This window comes from Wenyingzhuangia heitensis (assembly GCF_011762155.1).
GTDB lineage: Bacteria > Bacteroidota > Bacteroidia > Flavobacteriales > Flavobacteriaceae > Wenyingzhuangia > Wenyingzhuangia heitensis.
Map to the genome: position 1 here is coordinate 270911 of NZ_JAASQL010000001.1, position 24349 is coordinate 295259.

Annotated in this window: 14 protein-coding genes; 4 read left to right on the forward strand and 10 right to left on the reverse strand. The window is 29.7% G+C overall.

The window, feature by feature from the left end; all coding sequences use genetic code 11:
- Nucleotides 1–116: 116 nt before the first annotated feature.
- The 4 genes from FHR24_RS01195 to lysS form a co-directional block, all read right to left on the reverse strand.
- Nucleotides 117–2711, reverse strand: a complete 2595-nt coding sequence (locus FHR24_RS01195) for an AsmA-like C-terminal region-containing protein (RefSeq protein WP_167182676.1) — start codon at nucleotides 2709–2711, stop codon at nucleotides 117–119.
- A 151-nt stretch (nucleotides 2712–2862) separates the two neighbouring features.
- The gene (locus FHR24_RS01200) at nucleotides 2863–3000 is read right to left on the reverse strand and encodes a hypothetical protein (RefSeq protein ID WP_167181985.1); all 138 of its coding nucleotides are present in this window, start codon (nucleotides 2998–3000) and stop codon (nucleotides 2863–2865) included.
- A 74-nt stretch (nucleotides 3001–3074) separates the two neighbouring features.
- Nucleotides 3075–7268, reverse strand: a complete 4194-nt coding sequence (locus tag FHR24_RS01205) for an NACHT domain-containing protein (protein ID WP_167182678.1) — start codon at nucleotides 7266–7268, stop codon at nucleotides 3075–3077.
- An 84-nt stretch (nucleotides 7269–7352) separates the two neighbouring features.
- Complete coding sequence (gene lysS / locus FHR24_RS01210) at nucleotides 7353–9050, reverse strand: lysine--tRNA ligase (RefSeq protein ID WP_167182681.1); 1698 nt, start codon at nucleotides 9048–9050, stop codon at nucleotides 7353–7355.
- 380 nt (nucleotides 9051–9430) lie between these two features.
- On the opposite strand from lysS, the gene FHR24_RS01215 reads away from it, so the two are divergent.
- Nucleotides 9431–9883, forward strand: a complete 453-nt coding sequence (locus FHR24_RS01215) for a CBS domain-containing protein (protein ID WP_167182684.1) — start codon at nucleotides 9431–9433, stop codon at nucleotides 9881–9883.
- Between the two features lie 59 nt (nucleotides 9884–9942).
- On the opposite strand, the gene tamL is transcribed toward FHR24_RS01215, so the two are convergent.
- The 5 genes from tamL to FHR24_RS01240 form a co-directional block, all read right to left on the reverse strand.
- Nucleotides 9943–12201 carry a translocation and assembly module lipoprotein TamL gene (gene tamL, locus FHR24_RS01220; protein ID WP_167182687.1) on the reverse strand — a complete coding sequence of 753 codons (2259 nt, stop codon included), beginning with the start codon at nucleotides 12199–12201 and terminating at the stop codon, nucleotides 9943–9945.
- A complete protein-coding gene (locus tag FHR24_RS01225; protein WP_167182690.1) occupies nucleotides 12201–17183 on the reverse strand; it encodes a translocation/assembly module TamB domain-containing protein in 4983 nt (1660 codons plus the stop codon). The genes tamL and FHR24_RS01225 overlap by 1 nt, the downstream gene beginning before the upstream one ends.
- A gap of 285 nt (nucleotides 17184–17468) precedes the next feature.
- Nucleotides 17469–18779: an esterase-like activity of phytase family protein gene (locus FHR24_RS01230; RefSeq protein WP_167182693.1), complete on the reverse strand. Its 1311-nt coding sequence runs from the start codon at nucleotides 18777–18779 to the stop codon at nucleotides 17469–17471.
- 176 nt (nucleotides 18780–18955) lie between these two features.
- Nucleotides 18956–21028 carry a methionine--tRNA ligase gene (gene metG, locus FHR24_RS01235; RefSeq protein ID WP_167182696.1) on the reverse strand — a complete coding sequence of 691 codons (2073 nt, stop codon included), beginning with the start codon at nucleotides 21026–21028 and terminating at the stop codon, nucleotides 18956–18958.
- A 4-nt stretch (nucleotides 21029–21032) separates the two neighbouring features.
- Nucleotides 21033–21215 carry a hypothetical protein gene (locus FHR24_RS01240; protein WP_167181987.1) on the reverse strand — a complete coding sequence of 61 codons (183 nt, stop codon included), beginning with the start codon at nucleotides 21213–21215 and terminating at the stop codon, nucleotides 21033–21035.
- Here FHR24_RS01240 and FHR24_RS01245 point away from each other — a divergent pair.
- Nucleotides 21204–22136, forward strand: coding sequence for a S66 peptidase family protein (locus tag FHR24_RS01245; RefSeq protein WP_243846483.1), 933 nt, complete (start codon nucleotides 21204–21206; stop codon nucleotides 22134–22136). The two genes, FHR24_RS01240 and FHR24_RS01245, sit on opposite strands and share 12 nt — an antisense overlap.
- A 45-nt stretch (nucleotides 22137–22181) precedes the next feature.
- Here the strand turns inward: FHR24_RS01245 and FHR24_RS01250 are convergent, their stop codons facing one another.
- On the reverse strand, nucleotides 22182–22328 hold the full coding sequence (locus FHR24_RS01250; RefSeq protein ID WP_167182702.1) for a hypothetical protein: 147 nt from the start codon (nucleotides 22326–22328) through the stop codon (nucleotides 22182–22184).
- Nucleotides 22329–22810: 482 nt separating this feature from the next.
- On the opposite strand from FHR24_RS01250, the gene FHR24_RS01255 reads away from it, so the two are divergent.
- Nucleotides 22811–23173 carry a YraN family protein gene (locus tag FHR24_RS01255; protein WP_167182705.1) on the forward strand — a complete coding sequence of 121 codons (363 nt, stop codon included), beginning with the start codon at nucleotides 22811–22813 and terminating at the stop codon, nucleotides 23171–23173.
- Nucleotides 23174–23250: 77 nt separating this feature from the next.
- Nucleotides 23251–24348, forward strand: a complete 1098-nt coding sequence (locus tag FHR24_RS01260) for a TlpA family protein disulfide reductase (protein WP_167182708.1) — start codon at nucleotides 23251–23253, stop codon at nucleotides 24346–24348.
- The last annotated feature ends 1 nt before the right edge of the window (nucleotide 24349 follow it).

Below are 24349 nucleotides of genomic sequence, written 5' to 3' on the forward strand. Positions count from 1 at the left end.
TTAACACTCCTAAATTGTTAGCTAATTATTAAGAAACTTTTGTTTCATTAAAAAACCTCAATTCTAGATGATAGAATTGAGGTTTAATTTACTTTAAAAATTTCTTTGTATACTTCTTACTTTCCAAACAATCCGTTTAGTAGCTTTTTACCTGCTTCTTTTACCTTGTCTGTAGAAGAAGCTTCTGTTTTGGTACTATCTGTACTTTCTTCTTTTTTAATCCCTAACAAGTCGTTTAATTTCTTTTTGGCCTCTGAGGTTACTTTTTCTTTCGCCTTTTCTTTTTGGTTGTCTATCGCTTTTTGAGCCAAACTAGCCACAGCATCTTTCATCCCTGGCAATACAGATGGATTGGTTACTGTACCTCCTACTTTTACATCTAACGGAACCGTTAAGTTTTCTTGATCTGATCCGCTTAATTTGCTTACAATACTTGCAGCTTCTTTTCCTAAATACTTAGCAGGTAAATCAAACTTTAAATCATAATTCATAGTGTTGTCAAATCCATGAGTACCTCCTACTGTAACAGGAATTCCTTTAAATTTTAGAGTAAATGGAGCTACGTTTACTTTACTATTTTCAAACGTTACTTTTGTTTTTAAATCTTCTAAATCTGTTTTATCAAAATCTAGAAAACTCATCTTACTTTCTGCTAAACTTAAAAATTTGTTTTTGCTTGCATCTACTTTATCCACTTGTAAATTGGCAAAAGCATCACCTGTCAGTTTAGATAAATCGGGCATAAAATCGGTTCCTAAATCACCTTTAATATCTAAATCTGTATCAAAACGACCACTAAAAGCCCCTATAATAGGTGCTATTTTTTGCAACATTCCCATTCCGTTAAAAGCACTTGCAATATCTACTTGTTTTAAATTCATCACAAAATCATACGCTGTAATAGCAGGCTTGGTATCTACAAAACCATTGATAGCAATGGCTCCCTGAAACACATTAGCTCCAGCATTGTTAAATGTCATTTTTTGATCTTTAATAACTGCTGTTCCCGCAAAGTTGGTTAATACAATATCATCGTACATTATTTTTTTAGCATTTACCGTTGCAGTAACATCTATATTTTCTGGAATTTTAAATTGCTCACTTTTTATAGTATCCGTAGTTGTTACCACCGCAGTAGTATCCGCTTCATAAAAGTCGCTTACCTTAAATACTGTAGAAGTTGCGGCTACCTTTCCTTTTAAAGTTGCATTAGAAAATGCATATCCATAAATATTGTCTATGTTCCCCTTTAACTGCACGTCAGACTCTCCTGTAGTGATTGCGGTTTCTTGTAAGGTTACATTTTTAGTATTGAATACTAATCCCGCTTTTTTTATAAAAATAGGTTTTGGAGTAAATTCTGATCCTACAGTAACCCCTTGTAAACTAATATCTCCTTTACTAGCTATTTTATTATATTGTTCTTTTTCAATCGCATTCATATCAAAAGCTGTAGAAATATTGGCTTTTACAATCCCTTTTAAATCGTAATCTAATGGCGGAATTGGATAGGCATTTTTTAGATTTCCTAAATTTACTTGTCCTTTTACTGTTGCTTTAACGGTTGGGTTAGAAATAGGTTGGGTTACTAAAGCATTGGCTGCAAACACATCTTTTGCTATTTTAAATCCAAAGTTTTTTATTTCTACCACAACATCATCCATTACACCTGTTGTGTTGGTGATGTGTGCATCAATATTAATGTTTTCTATACCATTCGGTAAGTCTGGATATTTTACCGTTGCATTGTCTGTTTTTAACACAATGTCTAAAGTAGGAATGGTAGTTTCAGAATATTGTCCTTTTACATTTCCACTAAAATCTAAAGCTCCTTTGGTTTGCACATCTTTAAAATCTGCTGTATAAGCATTGGGCACTAAAGACAATAAACTCTTAAATGCCGATTTTTCTGATTTAAATGTAAAATCTAGATCATAAGCTTCTTCTAACATGGTAAAAGCACCATCAAACACCAAGTTTAAATCGTTTATTTGGGCTATATTATCTTTAAATGTCAACTTTAAATCGTTGGCATAATCTACTCCAACAATAGCATCATAATTTAATTTTAAGTCTTTTAAATACGCTACATCATCCATCATAAATGTAATGGCTTCTGCTGTGGTATGAGTATCTAAATCTACTTTGTTTTGTGACAAATCTCCACTACCATTGTGATTAAAATTCACCACTTTGGCACTCATGTTTGCTACAATATCTACATAGGTTATATTGATGTTCTCAAAGCTATATTCTTGAATGGCTAAAGAAAACGGAGCAGACTCTTCTGTAGTTACTTCCTTTTCTTCTGTGGATGGCAAAGCAATATCATAATTTGCAATGCTGTCTTTGTTTACTTTTACGTTTACAAAAACATCAGATAATTTTATGCTGTTTACTTTTGGAGTATCTCCCATTAAACTGGTTAAACTAACATCTACGTACGTATGGCCAATAGCTGCCAAAGTATCTCCGGTAAAAGGAGCTTTGTTTACGACCGATAAGTTTTGTAAGTCTACAGATACATCTGGAAAACTTCTGAACAAAGAAATGGACAAATCCTGAAAATCAACCTCAGCATTTACACTGTTATTAATTTGTGCTTTGGCTATTTTGGTGATTTTTCCTTTAAATGCAAAAGGAATAATGAACAGCAATAAGATCACCACTCCTACAAAAATGGCCAATCCTTTTAATATTTTTTTAATCATGATTTTAGTTTTAACACTATAAAGATACTACAGTGGTGAATGTAGAACAAATAATACTGATTGAGCATTGTCAATTTAACAATTGTTTGACATCAAAAAATCCCTACTACAACTGCAATAGGGATTCTTTATATTATTTTATAAATACGTTTTAAACCAACTCTACAAACAAACCTTCTTCGGTTTTGTTTACAGCAGCCAAGTCTTTACCTGTAAGTCCTTTAATGGTTTTATCCCATTTTTTGTTTGATAAACCTATATAATCTATTAATAAACATCTGACATACATAATTATATTGTGATAGAATCTACTGTTTAATCAGCAAATTCCTACTTCATGTTTTCTTTATTATCTGAATACAATTAAATTATCTCGTATTTTATTTCATCTATTTTTTGAACTACATCTGCAAAACGCAATGGCTTTGATTTATGTTTAATATATACATCTTTAATATCTTTTATAAGTTTATAAATATAGAATTTATCAAAACTCTCTTCTCTCACCCTTAATTCAAAATTTTCAACCTTCTTTAAAATATCAAGACAATCCTCAGCTTTATTTTTTTGGCATATTTTTATTAAAATACTACTTCCTATTCTTGATGGATTCTCATCCTCTCTGATTTTAAATCCTAACAAATCTAACCTCATTATTTCTATTGCATCATCGACTGATTCTAAACTATTATAACCTACCCAATCATCACTAGCGAAACTATAATGAAACTCCTTTTTAAAATAAGAAAAATTATTCCTCATAAAATCTAACAATAATTTAGTTGATTTACCATATTTTGACAAAAACAAATACTTTATTATTCTAAGTTCCTTTTCAACTACCTTATTGATTGAGTTAAACTCTAATAATTTATCAATTACGAAATCAGTTTCTCTAAATACAATCAATATTTTTAAGGCTTCCCAAGAAATTCCATCATTATTTATTTCGTTAGGATTTAAGTTAATTAACGACTTCAGTAGATTAACGTCTTTGTTTTTTTGAACATATAAACTCAATAAGTTAGATCTATATGATAAATAGTCATTTTTCTCATCTAAAATAAACTCTCTAATATATTTGTAAGACTTTACGAAATCGTAATCTAAAGCTATTTTAGCCTGTTTATAAAAAACATATTTATTTATGCATTGATGACTCATGTTTTGTTCAATCCTTTCTAAGACCTTATCTATTCCTACGGTTTTAATTATATAATCATGACCAACATCTTGTTCATTATGTTTTAATTTACCATCCATGTTAAGTAAATCTAACAAATAACTCTCTGGATAATCAAATTCATATTTATTTTTAAAAAACCATAAAAATTTACATCTCTCCTCATTAGAGACACAATTACATAATTTATTAAATACAGCTTTTGATAAATTATTTAAGCACCAATTTTCAATATAGTCTTTATGTTTTTGTTGAATTTCAAATTTTAAATTTTCTGAATAAATATGCCCATAAATTTTTCTAATTAAATTTAAGTCTGAATTAATAAATTCCTTTACATCATCATAAGAAACTCCTCCTACATATGCATTAATCGCACTATATAAAATTTGAAAAAAAGAATTCGGAAATCTTTTTCTTAAATCAACATCTTCCCTAAAGTCTTTTTTATCATCCTTTAAATCTATTCTCGTAATAACATCTTTACTTGTAAAAAGCATATAATCCGAAAACTTATCAAGAATGAGTTTTTTATCAAAAAGTAAGTCAAAATCTAATCTTGGGTTAGTTTCATGAAATGTTCTCCATTTTAAATTTATTTCATCACTTAACAATTCTCCATCAAAATTAATATCAGTTGCAGAAATAACTTTTTCCTGAAACAGCTTTGCAAGCTCATAATCATGACAACTTAAATTATTTCTAAAATAAATTATTTCTGCAACTGATACATATCCTGATTTATAATGGTCAACTATCATACAAGATTCATTGTCGGTAAACAAACGAACTAGAACTCTTCTCTTATCTTCAAACTTTATTTGCTCACTACCTAATAACTCATAAAAACACCTTGTTTTAGTGTTGGTTTCAATAAAAAAATCAACTATCATATCTTCACAATGGTAAAAGCTTCCTACTTTGGATAATCCAGTTTTAACTTTATTGATAATAAAACTATATACTTCATCATTTCCACTTTGGAATAGCTTAACGAGCTTCGTTATTATACTTTTTATCTCTTCATCTTTCAAACTTAGACTATAAATATTTCGGCTATCCATTAATATCTCTAACGTAAATGATAAACTTATTAAGTCCTCAAAACCCAGTAAAATATCTTTTAAGTTTTCTTGCTCTGAAAAATTAGCATAATTATCACTTTTAGTATAATTTCTTTTATTATCGTCAAGTATTTTAGGAGTTATCTCTTTTAGATAATTTAAATATTTTTCAACTCTTACATCATTAAGAATTTTTATCATACTGGATGTAATAAAGTGATAATCAAAACAACCTAAAGCCTTAATGATTTCATCTACACATCCATCATCTTCAATATGATAATTTAATTTTCTTATAGCATCAAGTAAATCACCTTTAAATCTAAAATCTACTTTATCAATTGATGCAGACAACAATTTTAAAGCTGTATTTTTAAACTCTTTTTTTCTAGAAGATAATTCCATCTTTGAAAGTAAACTCAAAGCAGATGACCTAGTTCTTTCATTAATACTAAAGTCCAAAATTTCAGCCAATAAGAAATCTATATTCTCTATACTATTTCCAAATTTAGCTATTTCTAAATAATCAAAATCTGTAATAAACAAAGTCTGTTTTTTACAAACTTCAGTATAGTATTTTTGAAATAATTCTATTCTCAGGTTCCAGTTAACCCTATCAGAATCTAATTTAAAAAGAACTTCTATTTGGTTAATTTCAAACCAGTTTACTATTTCTTTATAAGACTCACTTTCTTCATTCAAAATATTCAATAAATATGAAACTGAATTTACCCAAGAAGGGTGAATTTTTTTATCATCTCCATTTATGGATATAAATTCAATAATCTTTTCAAAAGTTAATTTTGACAAAGCATCTGCAACAAAATACTCCTGCAAGTTTCTGTGTTCAAATTTCCATGAATTTTCTCCTAAAACCTTCTCTACAAAACAACAATTAGTAAATAACTTTTTATTCTGTTCAAGTAGAACTGATAAATACATATCCTCAATAATATTTATTTGCATAGCCTCCATTGACAAAGCAACTTTCTTACAAATATTTAAAACCAACGATTTATCATAATCTTTGTTGTTATATTTTTTTATCCTATCATCCTCCAGTCTTTTAGAAACATAAGCTTCAATTAACCCACATTTATTTAAAATTACATTTCCATTATTAAAATTTTCTCCAAATAAATCTAAATAATAAGGGTTCTTTAAAAACTCCATTTGATTTCTATCAAGAATAACTCTATCAACATCACATCTCTTTATTGAATACTTTTTTTCCAAGTAACTATAAACCTCATGAAAATATAATTCTTCTAACACAACGCATTCCATTTCCGAAATTTCTTTAATAGTGTTTTCGTACAAAGATGACCTACAGCTTAAGATAAAATTAATTGTTGAATTTGAATCTGCTATGAATTTACTCAGTTTAGATTTAAAGTTCTGAACATCTGAAACCTCATCTAATCCATCATAAATAACTAGTAAATTAGGAATATGTCTCCATTCTTTTGGTAAAAAATCTTCTATGTTATTATTTATTACAAAAGTGTTTAAAGACCTAAAAAAAGGAACAAATTCTCTATTCTTATCTTCCCATAAATTAATTGCCAAATTTTTAAGCTCACTTGACTTACCGAGACCTGGATTTCCAATTAAAACATAGCCTTTATGACCTCTTCTAAACTCTGAAACTAACTTCTCTTTTAAATCAAATGTATCTGTATTAAATAAACCTTCATTATTATTTACTTCAGAAACCCTCCTTTTAGTATACATTCCATTTTTAGTAATATTAGTAATGTATTCTATCCTATCATCCTCATCTAAAACAATCTTTTTTAAAGGTTTTGTAGAAAAAACAAATCTTTTAAAGTCCCTTAATTTCTCCTTTCTATCAATCTTAAAATCAACTTCTCTACCATAAATCAACTTATATAAAGACTCATTTAGAGCAATTAATTCCTCAACTTTATTGTCTGGTGTTAAAAATTCAATAGGTACATTGAATTGGTCATAAAAATCTGACAACCTTGTATCATTGTATGGATTGTTAAAAGGTTTTTTAGGAGATATAAAAATTAATATACTAGGTTTATATGAAGATATAATTTGAGGTATTTTAACAACCGCTTCTGAATAAGATAGCTTAGATGAATAATCTTTACATTCTAGATAAATTTTATGCCTATTATACTTATCATCGATTGTAATAATCTCATTATCCATTCCATCTTGCGTACCACTATTTTGAATCCTACCTTTATGAATAGTATATCCACACTCTGAAAGTAAGTTCTCAAAAAAAAACTGAACTTGCTTTTCTAATTCTTTCCCATCACTTCTTTTTCCCATAGAACAACTTATTTCCTACACAATTTATACAAAAAAAGGAAACCCAAACGGATTTCCTTTCTTAAAATATATTTTCTGTTTTTATTAAACCAATTCCACAAACAAACCTTCTTCAGTTTTGTTTACAGCAGCCAAGTCTTTACCTGTAAGTCCTTTAATGGTTTTATCCCATTTTTTATTAGACAAACCAGATTGTGTTTTTAAATCACTCAAAGCAATTTTTTCTGCTTTTTCTAACAAAGCAAACAATGCTTTTTCATCTTCATTTAACTCTACAGCTGGAGCTTTTTTCTCTGGTCTCATTTGAGGAAAGAACAATACTTCTTGAATAGATTGGTTGTTGGTTAAATACATAATCAAACGGTCCATTCCAATTCCTAATCCAGAGGTTGGAGGCATTCCGTATTCTAAGGCTCTTAAGAAATCTTCATCTATAAAGTTAGAAGCCTCATCATCTCCTCTTTCTGCTAATTTTAATTGCGCTTCAAAACGTTCTCTTTGATCAATAGGATCGTTTAATTCAGAATACGCATTTGCAACTTCCTTTCCACAAATCATCAACTCAAAACGTTCTGTTAATTCAGGATTATCTCTATGCTCTTTACACAATGGAGACATTTCTTTAGGATAATCTGTAATAAAAGTTGGCTGTATGTAGTTTCCTTCACATTTTTCACCAAACATTTCATCAATCAACTTTCCTTTCCCCATGGTACTGTCTACTTCAATACCCATTTCTATAGCCCCAGCTCTTAATTCATCTTCGTTTTTACCTGTAATATCAAAACCTGTAAAATGTTTGATAGAATCTGCCATGGTTACTCTTGCAAATGGTGCTTTAAAGCTTACCTCGTGCTCACCAAAAACAACATCTGTAGTTCCGTTAACCGCCATAGCACAGTGCTCTAACAAGTTTTCGGTAAACTCCATCATCCAATTGTAATCTTTGTACGCTACGTAAATTTCCATAGCCGTAAATTCTGGATTGTGCGTTCTGTCCATTCCCTCATTACGGAAGTTTTTAGAAAACTCGTACACACCATCAAAACCACCAACAATTAAACGTTTTAGGTACAATTCATTCGCAATACGCATGTACAACGGAATGTCTAAAGAATTGTGGTGTGTAATAAATGGTCTTGCAGATGCTCCACCAGCAATAGGTTGTAATACTGGAGTTTCTACTTCAAAATATCCTGCATCGTTAAAAAAGTTACGCATAGCGTTAAACAATTTTGTACGCTTAACAAATACTTCTTTTACATGTGGATTTACCACTAAATCTGCATAACGCTGACGGTATCTTAGTTCAGGGTCGTTAAACTCATCATAAGTTTTTCCTTCGGCATCTGTTTTAGGTAACGGTAAAGGTTTTAATGCTTTACTTAGTAATTTAAAATTACGAACCATTACAGAAATTTCTCCTACTTGAGTTTTAAACAACTCTCCTTCTACCCCAATAAAATCTCCTAAATCTAGTAACTTCTTAAAAACGTCATTGTACAAAGTCTTATCTTCACCTGTACAAATTTCATCACGATTAAAGTAAATCTGAATTCTTCCTTCTGCATCCTGTAATTCAGCAAAAGAAGCTTTTCCCTGAATTTTCTTTCGCATTAAACGTCCAGCAATTACTACTTTTTTTCCTTCTTCATAACTTTCCTTAATCTGTTTAGAGTAGTTATCTACAGGAAATAAATCTGCAGGGTAAGGGTTGATTCCTAAAGCTCTTAACTTGTCAAGCTTTTCTCTTCTTACAATTTCTTGTTCTGATAATTGCATGCTGGTACTTTTTAAATGTATAATGCGTTAATTCTGAGTTCGCAAAGATAATAAGAACTTAAGAATTCATAAGCTAGAAACCAAAAGTTATTTTTAACCGTATTATACAGGCTTATTAGAGAGGTTACTTCTTGGTCACAAGTAACCGAATGTTACAATATTTCTGGTAATTTGATTTTCTATTAAAGGTAATTGTAAATGATATGGACAATTGTTAGGGCTTTGTTGTAAACCATACTTAATGTTAAAAGTGCGCATAATACTTTTGTAATGTACGAGATTAAAACACTACAGAAGTACCTATTTAAACATAAAAACCTACTGGTTGCTTTTTTAAAAAAATAATGTTACATTAGGTATTCAACACTAAACCAAAAAACATGGCTATAAAAAACTTTAAATCACCAGACCTGAAAACAACGGCTATAGCCGAAAAAATATTAGTTTCTGATTATATGGTACATAGAGATAGATTGATTACTTTTTCTCCTAAAATTAGTATAGGTGAAGCTATGCAGACACTAGTTACTAACAATATTGCTGGTGCTTGTGTTATTGATGAAAATGATCAATTAATAGGTATGATATCCGAAGGAGATTGTATGAAAAAAATAGCCAATAGCAGGTACTATAACATTCCGTTACACGATCAAACAGTTGAAGAGTACATGGCAACTATTGTAGAATCTATTAAAGGGGATACTAATATTTTTGATGCTGCTCATATGTTTTGTACTTCAAGAAGAAACCGTTTTCCTGTAGTTGACAATGGTAAAGTTATTGGACAAATAAGTAGAAAAGATATTTTAAAAGCGGCTTTAGAAATTAAGTAAGTTTACTAACTAAGCCTGTAAATGCAAAGACACATTATAGTTATAATGTGTCTTTTGTATTAAAATGGATATCCTATGGCAAAGTTTAAGATCGTATTACTTAATTTAATATTGTTAAAAGAAGTAGACGTAGGCTGCTTTACTGGTGTTGCAAAATCAAACCTAATTACAAAACTCTGAATATCTACCCTTAATCCTGCTCCCGCACTTATTGCTAATTCATTTATAAAATTAGATGTAAATTGTCCCCCATCTAGAGCACTATTACTGTTATACAACCAAACATTTCCTGCATCGGCAAACAAAGCTCCTTTTAACAAAGAATAAACAGGAAACCTGTATTCTAAATTGGCTTCTAAACGAATGTCTCCAGAACTATCAAAATAAGTACTGCTTGTAGAACTACCATTGTAGGTTCCTGGTCCAATAGATCTTGAAGCAAAACCTCTAACACTATAGGGACCTCCAGAAAAAAATTGTTTTGTAAATGGCAAAACTTCAGAATTTCCATAAGGAACTCCCAAACCACCATACAATCTACTAATTAATGTTTGTTCTTTTCCTAAATCTAGATAGTATCTAAAATCTGCATCTACTTTTGCATATTGTGCATATTCCAACCCTAAAAACGTTTCTTTTCCTCCACCTGAACCCGAACTTACTAAGTTTAACGCGTTTCCTGCAACATCTAAATTAGCGGCAAAAAATACTTGATTTTTTTTACCACTTCTACCCAACTCATTATAAGTAAAATTATACGTTAGCCCTGCTATAAATTGCTGATCAAAACTATTTTGTAAAAAAGGATTATTCTCTAAAATGGCATCAAAATCAGAAGTAGTGTTAAATAGTTTTACATAATTAATATTAATGGGATTAATTTGGTGACTTAAATATTTATTAGCATCCCACTGATAACCATAGCTTGTTGTAAAAGATGTTAAACCATACAAATTAGATCTACTTAAATATTCCGAATCAAAAGATATTTTAGTTCTGGGTACCCCATATTTAAAACGACCGTCTAAATTGCCCGGAAAAATTAATCTAGGAAATGTTAAACTTGCCCCTAGTCCTAATTTTATTCCGTTTAAGTTTTCGGTATTGTTACCTATTTGTGTTTCATAGGCAAAACTTCCTGTAATATTTAACAATTCTCCTCCGTTATATAAATTTCTATTTCTATAGTTTAAAGACAATTCTGGCCCTGCAAAACTGTTAGATTTGGTAACAGCCTGCAACTCCAACCCTAAAGATCTTTTGTTTAATGGGGATAAATAAATAGCTGCATTTAACAATCCTAAACTATCATTTTCTTGATTTTTAATTTCGTCAAACTGAATATTTACATATTTATACGTTCCTATAGAAGATAATCTTTTACTAGTTATTTTAGACTTTATAGGATGGTATAAATCACCTTTACCAAACAATAAATAGTTGTGCAATCTCTTAGGTTTAAAAAATAGCGTGTCTTGTAAAAAAACAACTCCTTTATAGTTTATACTATCTAAAACACTGTTTTTTTGAGACAAATTATAGCTAGGATATACCTTTACTTCTTTAATTTTATAGGGAATTAAAGCCTTTTCAGGAATTTCTTTTTTAACTCTTAAATACAAATCAAAACGTTTGTTGTTGTATTGGTTGGTATCTGCTTCAAAAATGACAAAATCCTGATTGAAATTGTAATATCCTTTTGCTTTTAATTCTTCATCAATTTTTATTCTTTCTTGTTTAAAAGATTCCAAGTTATACCGGGTTCCTTTTTTTAACAAACTACTTGCTAAAATCTCTTTAATTTCTTTATAAACAGGCAAAGTATCGTTTTCTAATTGATAGCTTTCTAACACATAAGGTGTTGTTAACTCTATTGTATATTTAATACTTTTACTATATATTTTTTCTTTGACAGATGCGGTTACTTTACTATTAAAAAAACCTCTATTGTCTAATCTATTTTTAATTAGATCTATTACCTTATTTTGAGATACATTGGAATAATAGACAGGTTTTTCTCCTATTTTTTTATTAATGTATTTTGTGATAAAATTTTTGCTTCCTTCTTTTGTTTTATAATGATAATACAAGCCTACTCGTCTTCCTAAAATTTTACTATTTGGTTCTGGTCTTAACAACTCTTGCAGCTCATCTTCTAAACCCGATAACTTTTTTACATTGTTCTCGTTTTTCATTTTTAGGCTTGCTCCGCTGTATAATTTTTCTCCTTTGGGAATAAAACGCGTTACACTACAAGAGGTTATAATAAGCATTATTACAACCAACCAGCTTGCTTTATATTTTTTTAAACTCTCCATTAATCCGTAGGTTTTTTAGTCCTTTCTTTAAGCCAAAGCTCTCGAAACTTATTAAACTCTCTGTTAAACAAAAAAGCAATTCCGGTTACAATTACCTGTCCATCAATTACGCTTTGGTACTCGTTTTTACGAAACCCTTTTAATCTAAATCTTCTATTTTCGGTTAATGCATATTCAATATTTACATTTCCTATAATAGGAGTTTTTTCGTTTTGACTGTTGGATGAGTTTTCTAATTCAAACCCGCTACCTACCTGTACTGTTAATCTATCGTTAAACAGTTTTTTTTGAGCACTTACATTTAACTGTGTATTGTTTTCTTCTCCTTTTTCGGTATAATCCGTATAACTATCTAACTCAAAACCTAACTCTACACCTGTTTTTCCCACTAATTTGTTTGAATAATTATTTAGCTGATTGGACAATGCTTTGTTTACATTATCACGGGCAATGGATAGAGATCCTCCGCTACTACCATCGCTAATATTAGATGGAAAAAATTGATTTAACACTAATAAAGAAAATACTTGTTTGTTTAAATCTTCTTCTCTGTTATTTAATTGCTGAACCTGTGTATATACTTGTCCACCTAACTCTCCTCTAGAATCTTCCGGAATATCTAATTCAAAACTAATTTCTGGTTTTAGCAATTCGCCATTCAAATTTAAATACACCCAAAAAGGAACTTTTTTTCTGTATGTATTTAATGTTTCTGCATCCATTCCAGAGGTTAAAGAAGACATTAAACCACTTGCAGATGTTTTTACTTTGTATATGGCTTTTAAATCCATTTTGGCCTCTAGTGGATCTCCTTGCCAAAGGATACTACTTCCTTTGGCTATTTCAAATTTTCGGGTTACTAAATTGTATAAACTAGCTTCATAATGCCCACTGTTTACTTGATATTTTCCTGATAGAGTTGTTCTTCCGTTGGGAGTTAATCCAAAATTTAAATCTGCCGTTCCCGAAACTTGTAAATTATCTCCTGTTTTTTTGTCTATAATAACATTTAAAATTGCAGATTTATCAACCTTCAAAATAGTTTTAATATCCAGTCCTGTAACAACATTGGTAGTTACAGTGTTTTCGCTAGCCGTTAAAATATCATTCGTTACTTTTTTATTCACAAAAATAACCACACCCTCCCTTTCTACAGCTTCTATTTCCGATTCTGGAACTACATAGGTAAAGTCAGAATTTTTATCAATTTTTAAAGTTCCTGTAACTTTGGGTATGTTTAAATCTCCTCCTATTTTTACATCAGCATCTATAAATAATTTACCAAAATACAGGTCATTATCGTCTATGGTAGAATTTAAAACTTGTAAGTTTTTTGTGTTTAACGATAGATTAAACTTGGGGTTGGAAAAATCATTAGTTTCAATTTCTCCATCCAACATAAAAGTATTTTTATCATTATCTAAAATGGTAAACTTATTTAACAAAACACTAGAATTATTTATTTTAATAGACTCTTCGGGAAAAGTAAAATTGGTGTTAAAACTATTTACTTTTAGTTTTGCTTTGTTAAAATTTAAATCCCCGTTATAGATAGGGTTTTCAAACAAACCTTTCATATTAAAATTGGCAGATATACTACCCGATGTTTTGGAAATATACTCTTTTCCAAAAGCTTCTATTTTAGACAAGTTCAAGTTTTTTAACGCTATTTTTAAATCTAAAGGAGATGTTTTTTCTAAGGCATTGTAACTTCCTTTTACCAATAAATTAATATTATCTTGTTCTTGTAAAGACAAATCTACTTGGTAGTTTTTAGCACTTGTAGTCTCTGCATTTATCTGTAACACACCCAAAAGACTCTCTAACACTTTTAGATTTTCTATTTTTAATTTAGAAGCTAAACTTTGCGCTTTGTTTACCTGGTTAATTTCTACGGTTCCACCTACAATACCACTTGCTAAATTTTGTTCTGGATTTAAAAAAGAAACTAAATTTAGCAATTCAAAATTATTAAAATTTACAGCTAAATTATTATCGTTATTTTGATTGACATCAGCCTTAAAACTAATTGTTTGATTGTTCCTAAACAATTCAAAATCTGTAGCAATAATGTTTCCGTTTATCAAAACCTTATTACTTTCTGGTATTTGCCAACTCTTTCTGTTTAAAATAAGATTTTGTGGATTAATATGAAAATTCACCAAAGAATCTGTGGCTTTAATTTGTGAATTAATGTTGATAATTTTTTCAGTTTCATCAGAAGTAGAAAAATCTAATAGCACAACTCCATCTATCACTTTTCCTTGTACATTTATGTTCTGAATGTTTACAGGATCATATTTTACATTGTCTACTTTTAAATTTAAATCAAAATTTTTATCAGAACTATTTAAAGCGAATTGTGCTTTGTTAATACTGCTTCCGGCATATTCTATAAACGGAATGTTAAACGTTGTGTTTAATTTTTGATTTTTTTCATTAAAAAGAAGATCAAACGTAATGGGTTCAAATTCTTTTAATCCTTTTAAAAATACTTGATCTAAAAGTGGGTCTTGACTTATAGACACTTCTGCTTTTAAACGTGTATTCCCTAAAATAGTATCCGTTTTTTTATTGGTAAAATAAGTATTCACATGTTTGCGAATAGCCGTGGTAATCTGTTGTGGATTGGCATTAGAATCTAATTTTAGATTTAACAAATTACTAGCTATATTAACATAAGTAGAATCTTGATTTATTTGGGTATTGATGTTAAAATTTCCTACAGGAAAAGATTCTTGATTATACACCAACAAACCATTTTCTGTTTCTGCTTTTATATTAAATCCTAAAGGATTTTTTTTATAATCTACAGAAAGTGACAATCTTGCTTTTATATTTTCTTGAGTAATTTTTAATGCTTGTAAGTTTACTCCATTTACTTTTATAAAAGACTGTATTCTAGACGTTAGTGAATCTATATTGATATTTGTCTTGGTACTAAAATCTAAATTATCGTCTTTAAAATTGGTATTTACAACTCCTTTTCCTTGTTTTATATTGGCTTTAATTTCTAAAGGATTGTAGTTGTATTCGTTAAAAACTAAACTGTTAAACTTGGTAGATAATTCTGCATTTAAATCTTGAAGCTCTAACCAATCTGCAGTTACCTTTGTTTCAAAATCTAACACCCCTATTTTATTGTTTTTAATTATTTTTCCTAAATTAAAATAAGTTACTTTTAAAGTTCCATCTGCTGTTATTTTTTCCTTGTTTGTAAGACTTCCATCTAAAGTAATTTTTCCTTTATCTAGGTTTAATATTGTATTGGTTTCCACCTCTAACAAACTCCCTTTTATTGTTGATTTTAAACTGATTGAACTTGAAATATTAACTCCTAATTTATTTTCATCAACAAAATTTAAAACAGCTTTTTTATCCGTTTTAAAACGGATATCAGGAAGGTTGAAATTCAGCTTATCATCAGACAAAAAGTTGTTTATTTTACCAGACAATGTAAGTTTGGTTTTTTCTCCCCAATTTAAATTTAAACTAGGAATACTAAGATTTTCTAAATCTCCTTTTACTTCAACATTACCAACAATATTATGCTTAGATAGCTTTTTTACATATTCATTTTTTTGCAAACTGTGATTAAAATAATAAGCATCTTTAGTATTTAAACTTAGTTCTTTTATAGCAATATTAAACTGTGTTTTTTTAGGTTGATTGATAAAATTATTAATAGAATTATAACGTACTACTCCTTGACTCTTTAAAGAACTATTTGTAGTTTTTAATTTAAAATTTAAAAGGTCTATTTGTTTATTATTCAGTTCTGCATTTAAAGCCAATTCCTTTATACTAAAACCACTTTTTTCTTTAAAAGATATTTCTTTAAGATCTAAAGCTAACTCATCTTTCACCAAACTAAAATCATCTAACAAAATGTTAAATTGATCAATTTTAAAATTTTGTGGATTAAATATATTTGCTTTGGTTACAGTATTTCCCGTTTGTAATGCAATGGAGTTGTTTTTAAACATTAACGCATCAATATTTACATTCCATTTAGGCCATTCAAAATTATTTGATTTTATTGGCTGCTTCTTTTTTCCATTTATTAAATTTTCGTCGTTTATAAAAGATAAATCTGCAATGGTATTTTGCAAACCAATACTATAAATAGCAATTTTCTGATTTTTTAAATCAACCAAAGCATCCTTAATTGTAAACAAGTTAAGATTTATATTGGCTTTATTATTTGCTACTTTATCTTGATAATTAATCCTTATGTCACTTAAATTTAATTCATCAATTTCTACTATAGGCAAAGGGCTTTCTTCTTTACTTTCTTCTGATGCAGGAAATGGTTTGTTTTGAATGTAACTAAAGTCAGCATTAGTGAATGCTATTTTTTTTACAGGAAAATTAAATGTATTTATATTAAACTTTCTTCCAAAACTGAATGCCAAATCACCTAATTTTAAATGAGTATTTATTCCTAAAACCTCATCGTTAAAAAGCAAATTAAAATCAGAAAAATGAATAGTTCCTATTTTTATTTCTAAAGGATTCGTTTCTGATTCTGTTGTGGTTTCTACTGGTGCATTAGGGTCTACAAAAGCATTAATAATATAATCAAAATTGTATTGATTGTTTTTTTCCAATTTAAAAACAGTAGCTTTTAAGCCTGTCCATTCTACTGCTTTTACATTAATGGTGTTTTGAGTAAGAATAGGCAACACAGCTACAGAAACTTCTAGTTCTTTACTATACAACAACGTATCTTTTTGCTGATCTTCTACATACAGTTCTTTAACCACTAAGTTTCCCGAAAAACTTAGATATAATTTTTGAATACTAAATTTAGTATCAATCTTTTTAGCAACAAACTCAGTTACTTTATTTTTGATTAAGTTTTGTCCCCAAGAACTTCGGACACACAAAATCAAGGTTACAAATAAAATAAAAAGTCCAAAAAACAACCATTTTATAAAATGAAATGCCTTTTCTAAATAGGAGGTATTGGGTTTAGACATATTTGTTTACTGCTTGATTGGTTCTTTTTTAACCTCATTTAACAACAAATATAATGCCTACCAACTAGAATATAACATTATTTTAAAAGACTAATTTTTAGTTTAAAACTCCTGTTTTTTATTTTTTTGCACAAAAAACTATTTTTTGTGATATATATTGCTATATTTACAAAATATCCACGCTAATAATGTAGATAAACTAAACTAACTGAAGCTATATATTTAAAAGGTCTGTATAAATTTTTATACAGACCTTTTTTTAATTGTAAGAAAATAAACCGTCCCTTAAAAGTTTACAATATACAATGTGTTTCCATCAATATTTTCTGCTGTTTCAGTTTTAGAAATATATTTCTGAATAGTTGCACTATTATCACCTGTCCAAACAGCAAAATCATCATCGTTAATAACTCCAATAGTATTTGAGTTTATCAACCAAATCCCTTCTAACTTATCATGAGGATAATCTCCTAACTCTGCTATTAAATCTACCGCTAACATTTTTGTTACAGGAACAATTCCTGCAGTTGTTAACTCATCCCAAGTACATTGCTCAATTGTTTTTCCATTAATTAATTTACCATTAGTAGTATCTGCAACATCAGAAACATCTGTAGCATTAGAAATATCTATTTTATAAATATGTTTTTGAACTTCACTCTTATCAGTATCTTTTGTAAACGCTCCATCTCTTTCTACAAGTAAAAATTCTGTATTGCTTAAAGCAACAATTTCTGAATTTGAATTTTTAGCCTTTTCTTGCTTGTATAAATATTGCTTAGTTGCTCCAGTTGCAATATTAAATGTTACAATTCTGGTAATTGTAAAATCTGCAACATCCGCCTTTGAAGGGTTGTATAAAGTAGATTGCATAATTCCTACCAATGTAGTTTCATCTGGAGTAACAGCCAAACCTTCCATACCTCTGTTTGCCCACCTTGTGGCAAAAACCGCTGGTAGTTTTCTATCTCCTGATTCTCCTGTAATTCCTTTAGGACTTAATCTTTCTAACTGTTTACCTGTAGTATCAAAATGAGCAATGTGTGGTCCATACTCATCAGAAACCCAAAAAGTTTCATCTTTCAATGCAACCAACCCTTCACTGTCTAAACCATATTTATCAAAGTCTAAAACAGTTGTTTGATCTTCGTTATAAGGAACTTCTCCTGTTGCTCCATAACCTTCTGGGTTTGGTCTCCCGCTAATATTTGCTCCTGCAGGATTTTTAAATAAAATCTCATTAATCATTTCAACTGTTCCGTTTTCTAACAATTTAAAATGACCAATTCTAGGCGTATAGTCTGGTGTAGGAAAAATTTTATTGCTTCCAAATTTAATATTGGCTCCTCTATCTGTTAGAGCGTAAAACTCACCTTCATTTATAGGATGTGCTGTAGCTGCAGAACCAAACCCTCCATTTCTTACCTCTACATTATCTTCTGTTATTTTTAAAACAGTATGTGGCAATCTAACTCCGGTAATTGACACTTCTGGCAATTTCCATTCTTTTTTAACCTCTTTTACATCGTCTTTACAAGAAATAACCGATGTTGTAACAACTGCCAATAGCAATATTTTAATTGTAGTAATTTTCATTTTTTATGTTTAAGTTTAAAAAAACGAAAGTAAAGAAAGCAGGTTAAGAGAATAAAAGTTGTGTATTAACTCACAATTATTAAAACACACAAAACACTAAATTTCTTAATAAAAAAGAAACCCCATTTTTGAAACATATCAAAAATGGGGGTTATATAGATTGTAACTTGTTGTGCTTAACTCACAAACTCACCATTCGCTACGTTATCTTCAGAAGGAGCTAAAAATGATAGTTTTCCATCTTTGGTATCTGTCATTAAAATCATTCCTTCACTTTCTACTCCTCTTAATTTACGTGGAGCTAAGTTTACCAAAACCGATACTTTTTGACCTATAATATCTTCTGGCTTATAACTCTCTGCAATTCCAGAAACAATGGTTCTAACATCAATACCTGTATCAACCTTTAAAACTAATAATTTTTTAGCTTTTGGCATTTTTTCAGCTTCTATAATAGTCCCAGTTCTAATGTCTAATTTTGTAAATTCCTCAAAACCGATGGTTTCTTTTTGAGGCTCAACTACTTTAGCTTCGGCAGCATTTGCCAATTTAGTTGCTTCTAATTTATCTATTTGAGCTTGAATTTCTACATCTTCTATTTTAGCAAACAACAATTCTGCTTCTCCAATAACATGACCTGTAGGAATTAATTCGTCCTTATTTTCTACATCATCCCAAATTAAATCTGACATCTCACTTGAAGCCCCTAATTTTAAAATCTCTTTTAATTTTGTAGCACTAAATGGTAAAAATGGTTCTGATAAAATTGACAACGCAGCAGAAATTTGCAAAGCAACATACATAATAGTCTTCGTACGCTCTTCATCTGTTTTTATTAATTTCCAAGGCTCTTCATCTGCTAAGTATTTATTACCCAAACGAGCTAAATTCATCATTTCTGCCATCGCTTCTCTAAAACGGTAACGCTCCATAGATTTAGAAATAATGTTTGGAAACTCCTTAACCTGAGCTAACACATCCTCGTCAACCTCAGAAAAAGCTCCTGTAACTGGAACTTCTCCGTTATAGTATTTGTTTGTTAACACCACTACTCTATTGATAAAGTTTCCAAAAATAGCTACTAACTCGTTATTGTTTCTTGCCTGAAAATCTTTCCAAGTAAAATCATTGTCCTTGGTTTCTGGTGCATTTGCCGTTAAAGCATAACGCAACACATCTTGCTTACCCGGAAAATCTTCTAAATATTCGTGTAACCAAACTGCCCAATTTTTAGAAGTAGATAACTTGTTTCCTTCTAAATTTAAAAACTCATTCGCTGGCACATTGTCTGGCATAATATAATCACCATGTGCTTTTAACATAGCAGGAAAAATAATACAGTGAAATACAATATTATCTTTTCCTATAAAATGCACCAACTTGGTATCTTTATCTTTCCAATAAGGTTCCCAATCTTTTCCATTTGCTTCTGCCCATTCTTTAGTTGATGAAATATATCCAATAGGAGCATCAAACCAAACATACAATACTTTTCCTTCAGCTCCTTTTAAAGGAACGGGAATTCCCCAATCCAAATCACGAGTTACTGCTCTTGGTCTTAATCCGTCATCAATCCAAGATTTTACCTGACCGTAAACATTGGGTTTCCAATCGTCTTTATGCCCTTCTAAAATCCATTCTTTTAAAAATGCTTCGTGCCTATCTAAAGGCAAAAACCAGTGTTTGGTTTCTTTTACAGTAGGTACGTTTCCTGTAATTGCAGATTTGGGGTTGATTAAATCTGTAGCATTGTGAGATGTTCCACATTTTTCACATTGATCTCCATAAGAATTCTCATCACCACATTTAGGACAAGTTCCTACCACAAATCTATCTGCCAAAAATTGATTGGCTTCTTCATCATACAACTGATGTTCTACCTTTTCTATAAATTCACCTTTTTCGTACAAATTTATAAAAAACTCAGAAGCAGTTTTGTGATGAATAGGTGCTGATGTTCTTGAATAATTATCAAAAGAAATTCCAAAATCAACAAAAGATTGTTTGATGATTCCGTGGTATTTATCAACCACATCTTGTGGAGTCACTCCTTCTTTTTTAGCTTTAATAGTAATTGGCACTCCATGCTCATCAGATCCTCCTACAAAAGCCACATCTTTCCCTTTGTTACGTAAGTAACGTGCATAAATATCAGCGGGTACGTAAACCCCTGCTAAATGTCCAATATGGATAGGTCCATTGGTGTAGGGCAAAGCTGCAGTTAGGGTATATCTTTTAGGATTGTTCATCTTATTACATAATTTTAGACGGCAAAAATACAATTCTGTAACCAAACATTATAATATTGATTTGTAGAATATCATCAACCTTATATGCTCTAAATATTAAATCCTTATTTTTGAATACCAAATCAACATTATGAAATCCTTTTTTAGGCTCATTTTTTTCTTTTTGATGACCACTATGAACAGTCAAAACATCACTTTTACACAACCTGATTTTTTACAAACTGGAGATACTATTTTAATTGTTGCTCCTGCAGGAATTATAAAACAACCTCAGGCAATTATAACTGCAAAAGAAACTTTTGAAAGCTGGGGATATACCGTAATTATAGATGATACTGTTTTTAATGAACATTATCATTTTGCAGGGACAGATACTCAACGCTTAAAAAGTATGCAATGGGCATTAAATCATAAAACAGCCAAGGCTATTTGGTGTGCTCGTGGCGGCTATGGATCGGTAAGAATTATTGATGATTTAGATTTCTATCAATTTGCCAAACACCCAAAATGGATTATTGGCTATTCTGACATTACAGTATTTCACAATAAATTGCACAATTTAGGTTTTCAGAGTTTACATGCTCCCATGCCTATTAACTTTAAAGAACCCTGGCCGGCAATTCAACAAAGCATAGAACAGTTACATAATTTTTTACAAGGAAAAATTACTACCTACACAGTTCCGTCTAACAAATACAACAAAAAAGGAACCTGTTCTGGAGTTTTAATTGGTGGAAACTTAACTATTTTAGAAAACATGATTGGTACCAATACTTGTTATTCGGCAAAAAATAAAATCCTTTTTATTGAGGAAATTGGGGAATACAAATATCATATAGATAGATTGCTAAGAGCATTAGATAGAAAAGGATATTTTAAAGAATGTTCTGGTTTAATATTAGGTGATTTTACCGATACCAAGCAAAATTATCCTGAATTTGGACAAACCATAGAAGAGCTTGTTTTAACCATTGTAAGCAAGTACAATATTCCCGTTTTATTTGATTTTCCGGCAGGTCATGAAGACAGAAACATGAGTTTAATTTTTGGACACTCCATAGAGTTAAATGTTGGTAAAACGGTTTCTAAAGTTAAATTTACTAAGTAAAAATTACGACTACCATTAAACAGCAGTCGTAATTTTTAACAAATACTATATAAACAAAATAGGTTCATCCTCTTCACTTGTTTCTTCATCAAACAAATAAGGCCTTGGATACAGCTTTCTGTTAATTAGGCTAATGTTATCTATAAAATCATTTTTAAATATTTCGTTAATTCTTTTTAGGTTACTTTTCATGGTATTTAAATTTTAATCAATAAAAAAGACACTTTTAAATTAAGTGCCTTTATAAATATTGATTTGGTGAGTACTTAGTACATTCAATCTGTTTTATAAAGGACTTTGTTTGTTAGCCAGACCTGCATAGATTTGGCACAATTTGTAACATTAATCTGCTTTAATGTTGAATAGGAAATGTGATAATTTGTGTTCATATAATTGTTATTTAGAATTTGTTGTAAACGAAAAAAAGCATCCAATTGGATGCTTTTTTATATATTTTTAGTTTTATCTTTTTTTAAAAAACAGAAATACACAATAACATCCTAGCTGTATGGTTCTTGACCATCATAGCTTGATTATACGATTTTGCACACGTAATAGACTGGGTGTTATGTAAATTGTTGTATTTCATTTCTAATGCAAAACTCAGAATTTTTTAACTGATAACCAAATATTTGATAAAAATATTAAATCAAAAACTTATCTTAGAAACTTAAATGGCACAGCACAACGATTTAGGGAACTTAGGTGAGCAATTGGCAAAAGATTTTTTGCTAAAAAATAGCTATACTATTTTAGAAACCAATTGGAGATACTTAAAGGCTGAAGTAGATATTATTGCAAAAAAAGAAAACACACTTGCCATTGTAGAAGTAAAAACAAGAACTACTGACTTTTTTGGAAGCCCAGAGGAGTTTATCACAAAGGGAAAGATAAAGTTATTAATTATGGCTGCAAATGCATACGTAGAGCAAAAAAATTTAGATACAGAGGTTCGTTTTGATGTAATTGCTATTGTAAAAAACAATAAAAAAACAGAACTAAACCATATTGAAGAAGCTTTTTTATCTTTTGAATAAAGTATTAAATTTAAATTTTAGCCTCCGTTTTTTGCTTATGGTGTTCTAAAAAAATATATTTAGAAAAAATATGCTCTATGAAATTTAAAAACTTTTACCTGCTAGTTTTAATTAGCACTTCTACTCTTTTTGCACAACTTAAAACACCTACTAAAGAAGATTTAGCCAAAGACATTGTAATTACTTATGACATTAAATACGAACGTGAATTAACAGACTTAGAAAGAAAATCTTCTAATTTTTTAAATGAAATTAATGTCATTTTTAAAAATGATAAATTGGTAGAACGTACACTGTACAGAAACACCTCTAGCACAGACCATTTTAGATTGTACGATTACAAACAAAATAAATCTTATTACTGCCATCAAGAAAGTAAACCCAAAAAAGCTATTTCTTATACTTTAAGGGAGCCATACAACGAAGCCGCTTTACAAAAAGGAGATACTAAAACCATTTTAGGAATCAATTGTAACAAATATGTTACAATTAAAAAGGGAAAGTTTTATGAAATTTATGCTACAGATTTATTCCCTATAAATTATCACAAGAATTATAAAATTAAAGGGTTTGTAATGCAATATCCTGGTTATAGCAGCAAACTAGGACACTATACAGCTACTGCCAAAAAAATTAATTACTACACCATGCCTGCATCTCTTTATTCTTTAGAGAGCTACAAGATTGAAACTTATGCAGAGTATAAAGCAAACCGTAAAAAAACAAATGACCAGAAAACATTTGTAGAAAAATCTAACATTGGAAAAAAAAGTCCAGAGTTTAAAGTAAACACACTTAAAGGAAGAACACACGCTAGTAAAAAATTATTAAAAAACGTAGTGGTTCTAAACTTCTGGTTTACAACATGTCCTCCGTGTAAATCAGAAATTCCAAAATTAAACCAACTTCAAGAAAAATATAAATCTAATAAAAAAGTAAAATTTATAGCAATTGCGTTAGACAATAAGGAACGAATCCAAAAATTTATAGCAAAAAACCCTTTGTATTACGATTTGGTAGAACAAGGTAGATGGCTAGCCAAAGAATTTGGAGTTACACGCTACCCTACTAATATTATTATAGATAAAAAAGGTAAAATTCAATTCTTTGAAACCGGTTACAAACACAATATTAATGAAATTATGAGTGAAAAAATAGAGGAATTATTAGACTAAA

Bases quoted from the DNA above. Each gene is read 5' to 3' on its own strand.
- FHR24_RS01195 (WP_167182676.1), bottom strand. From the start codon at position 2,711: ATGATTAAAAAAATATTAAAAGGATTGGCCATTTTTGTAGGAGTGGTG.
- FHR24_RS01200 (WP_167181985.1), bottom strand. From the start codon at position 3,000: ATGTATGTCAGATGTTTATTAATAGATTATATAGGTTTATCAAACAAA.
- FHR24_RS01205 (WP_167182678.1), bottom strand. From the start codon at position 7,268: ATGGGAAAAAGAAGTGATGGGAAAGAATTAGAAAAGCAAGTTCAGTTT.
- lysS (WP_167182681.1), bottom strand. From the start codon at position 9,050: ATGCAATTATCAGAACAAGAAATTGTAAGAAGAGAAAAGCTTGACAAG.
- FHR24_RS01215 (WP_167182684.1), top strand. From the start codon at position 9,431: ATGGCTATAAAAAACTTTAAATCACCAGACCTGAAAACAACGGCTATA.
- tamL (WP_167182687.1), bottom strand. From the start codon at position 12,201: ATGGAGAGTTTAAAAAAATATAAAGCAAGCTGGTTGGTTGTAATAATG.
- FHR24_RS01225 (WP_167182690.1), bottom strand. From the start codon at position 17,183: ATGTCTAAACCCAATACCTCCTATTTAGAAAAGGCATTTCATTTTATA.
- FHR24_RS01230 (WP_167182693.1), bottom strand. From the start codon at position 18,779: ATGAAAATTACTACAATTAAAATATTGCTATTGGCAGTTGTTACAACA.
- metG (WP_167182696.1), bottom strand. From the start codon at position 21,028: ATGAACAATCCTAAAAGATATACCCTAACTGCAGCTTTGCCCTACACC.
- FHR24_RS01245 (WP_243846483.1), top strand. From the start codon at position 21,204: ATGAACAGTCAAAACATCACTTTTACACAACCTGATTTTTTACAAACT.
- FHR24_RS01250 (WP_167182702.1), bottom strand. From the start codon at position 22,328: ATGAAAAGTAACCTAAAAAGAATTAACGAAATATTTAAAAATGATTTT.
- FHR24_RS01255 (WP_167182705.1), top strand. From the start codon at position 22,811: ATGGCACAGCACAACGATTTAGGGAACTTAGGTGAGCAATTGGCAAAA.
- FHR24_RS01260 (WP_167182708.1), top strand. From the start codon at position 23,251: ATGAAATTTAAAAACTTTTACCTGCTAGTTTTAATTAGCACTTCTACT.